Below are 2730 nucleotides of genomic sequence, written 5' to 3'. Positions count from 1 at the left end.
TGCACCGATATTGTTGTTCCTGTTTGTAGCCGCAGGCTTGTCGACAGCCTTTGTGTTCCTGCCGATGGGTGTGTCCCGGCTCACCGGAACCCACAATCCGAGCGCGGAAAAGCTCTCGGAATATGAATGCGGCTTTCCCGCGTTTGAAGACAGTCGCAGCCAGTTTGACGTGCGCTTCTATCTCGTCGCCATCCTGTTCATCATTTTCGATCTGGAAGCGGCCTTTCTCTTTCCCTGGGCGGTTTCGCTTGATCAGACGGCCTGGCTGGGCTGGGGATCGATGATGGTCTTTCTGCTGATCCTGACGGTTGGCTTCATTTACGAATGGAAAATGGGAGCGCTCGAATGGGAGTAGGCCAAACCATGCCCGGATCGGCAATTCTGAACGCGGACGGCACGCCGATGCGCGCCGCGCAGGAGCCCGACGACGGATTTTTCAAGGACATGAATTCGGAAGTCAATGACAAGGGGTTCCTTGTCACGTCGACCGAGGACCTGTTCAACTGGGCCCGCACCGGTTCGCTGTGGTGGATGACCTTCGGTCTCGCCTGCTGCGCGGTCGAGATGATCCACGTCAACATGCCGCGCTACGACATGGAGCGCTTTGGTGCGGCTCCGCGCGCCAGCCCGCGCCAGTCGGACGTGATGATCGTTGCCGGCACCCTGTGCAACAAGATGGCCCCGGCGCTGCGCAAGGTCTATGACCAGATGTCCGACCCCAAATATGTGATCTCGATGGGCAGCTGCGCCAATGGCGGCGGCTATTATCATTACAGTTATTCGGTGGTTCGTGGCTGTGACCGGATCGTGCCGGTTGATATTTATGTCCCCGGATGCCCGCCGACTGCCGAGGCCTTGCTTTACGGCGTGATGCAATTGCAGCGGAAAATCCGCCGCATCGGGACGTTTGAACGGTGAATATGATCGGTAAGCTGAATACGTTAGCACTGAGCTTGTCCATGCTTCCCTTCGCCCTGAGCTTGTCGAAGGGCGCCTCTGGCCTTGAGGCGTGGTTCGACAAGCTCACCACTAACGGCAAACGCGCCATGCTCAGGACTAACGGTGTCACCACAAACGGTCTCTCGACTTCGCTCGAGACGAACGGGGATTTCTGATGGCCCATTCGGCTCCCGTGATCTCCAGCAACAGCGGCGTCGCCGCCAAGCTTGGCAAGGCGATCGGTGCCGCCCTGCTCGATACCGTCGAGGCCTATGGCGAAATCAGCTTTACCGTCGAGCGCAAGAAGCTGGCCACGGTGCTAGAAAAGCTGCGCGACAAGCATGAATATCAGCAGCTGGTGGAAATCGCCGGTGTCGATTATCCGGATCGGCCGGAGCGGTTCGAGGTCTGCTATCATCTGCTCAGCCTGACAAAGAACCATCGTATCCGGGTCAAGGTCTCGACCGACGAGGATAATCCGGTGCCGAGCGTCACCCATATCTGGGAAGTCGCCGGCTGGCTCGAGCGCGAAGTGTTCGACATGTATGGCGTATTGTTCGACGGCAACACCGATTTGCGGCGGATATTGACCGATTATGGTTTCCAGGGCCACCCGTTCCGCAAGGATTTCCCGCTGACCGGCTATGTCGAGATGCGCTATTCCGAGGAAGCCAAGCGCGTGGTTTATGAGCCGGTGAAACTGGCGCAGGATTTCCGCAACTTTGATTTCATGTCGCCCTGGGAGGGCGCGGATTATATCCTGCCCGGTGATGAAAAAGTGGAGGGCCAGGCGCCGCCGCCAACGCCGAAAACGACCGAGAAGCCAAGCGATACCGGCGCTGGCAAGAAGGCAGACAAAAAAGCGGCCAAGCCATCGAAGCGCAGCGAGGCCGAGGTCGAGAAGCCGGCGCCGAAGCAGACCAAGTCCGGTACGCAGAAGAAGGGGGAAGGGAAGTGATGGCTTCTTTGTTCTGTTTTCCTGCGCAGGCAGGAATCCATCTCCCGCCATTACCGCTGGACGCCATGGTCCTAGATGGGCCCCTGCCTGCGCAGGGGCACGTTCGCTCCAAAGGAGGCAAACGTGGCTGACTATCTCGACGAAATGGACCATCTGGCTGACGCCGCCGATCCTACGGTCGGCGATCTGGAGATCCAGAATTTCACGATCAACTTCGGTCCCCAGCATCCGGCGGCGCATGGCGTGCTGCGGATGGTGATGGAGCTGGACGGCGAGATTGTCGAACGGGTCGATCCGCATATCGGCCTGCTTCACCGCGGCACCGAAAAGCTGATCGAGCACAAGACCTATTTGCAGGCCTTGCCCTATTTTGACCGGCTGGATTATTGCTCGCCGCTGGCGATGGAATATAGTTACGTGCTGGCGATCGAGAAACTGCTCGATCTCGAGGTGCCGCTGCGCGGTCAATATCTGCGGGTATTGTTCGCCGAGCTGACCCGGATCTGCAACCATATGCTCAATCTCGGCGCCCACGTCATGGATGTCGGCGCAATGACGCCGAATATCTGGGTGTTCGAAATTCGCGAGCAATGCCTGGAATTTTTCGAACGGGCCAGCGGCGCGCGGATGCACAGCGCCTGGTTCCGGCCCGGCGGCGTCCATCAGGATGTGCCGCTGAAGCTGCTCGCCGATATCGCCGACTGGCTCGACGAATTCCCGACCCTGTTCGAGGATGCCATGAGCCTGGTGGTCGACAACCGCATCTTCAAGCAGCGCAATGTCAACATCGCCACCGTGTCCAAGGATGACGCGGTGCGCTGGGGCTTTTCCGG

The 2730-nt window shown here is 58.9% G+C and carries 4 protein-coding genes and 1 pseudogene; all 5 read left to right on the top strand.

Annotation, left to right across the window (positions count from 1 at the left end):
• The first annotated feature begins 7 nt into the window (after window positions 1-7).
• Window positions 8-355: an NADH-quinone oxidoreductase subunit A gene (gene ndhC / locus ACEW8J_RS15035; protein WP_373492455.1), complete on the top strand. Its 348-nt coding sequence runs from the start codon at window positions 8-10 to the stop codon at window positions 353-355.
• Window positions 346-918: an NADH-quinone oxidoreductase subunit B family protein gene (locus ACEW8J_RS15030; protein ID WP_373492454.1), complete on the top strand. Its 573-nt coding sequence runs from the start codon at window positions 346-348 to the stop codon at window positions 916-918. The genes ndhC and ACEW8J_RS15030 overlap by 10 nt, the downstream gene beginning before the upstream one ends.
• A 2-nt stretch (window positions 919-920) precedes the next feature.
• A complete protein-coding gene (locus ACEW8J_RS15025) occupies window positions 921-1115 on the top strand; it encodes a hypothetical protein (protein WP_373492453.1) in 195 nt (64 codons plus the stop codon).
• Window positions 1115-1897, top strand: a complete 783-nt coding sequence (locus ACEW8J_RS15020; RefSeq protein ID WP_373492452.1) for an NADH-quinone oxidoreductase subunit C — start codon at window positions 1115-1117, stop codon at window positions 1895-1897. The genes ACEW8J_RS15025 and ACEW8J_RS15020 overlap by 1 nt, the downstream gene beginning before the upstream one ends.
• Window positions 1898-2020: 123 nt before the next feature.
• A pseudogene (locus tag ACEW8J_RS15015) lies at window positions 2021-2730 on the top strand (NADH-quinone oxidoreductase subunit D); the annotation flags it as partial.

This window comes from Parasphingorhabdus sp. (assembly GCF_041748495.1).
Lineage (GTDB): Bacteria > Pseudomonadota > Alphaproteobacteria > Sphingomonadales > Sphingomonadaceae > Parasphingorhabdus.
The sequence above is the reverse complement of the archived record's forward strand: the minus strand, read 5'-3'. Positions and strand labels throughout refer to the sequence as shown.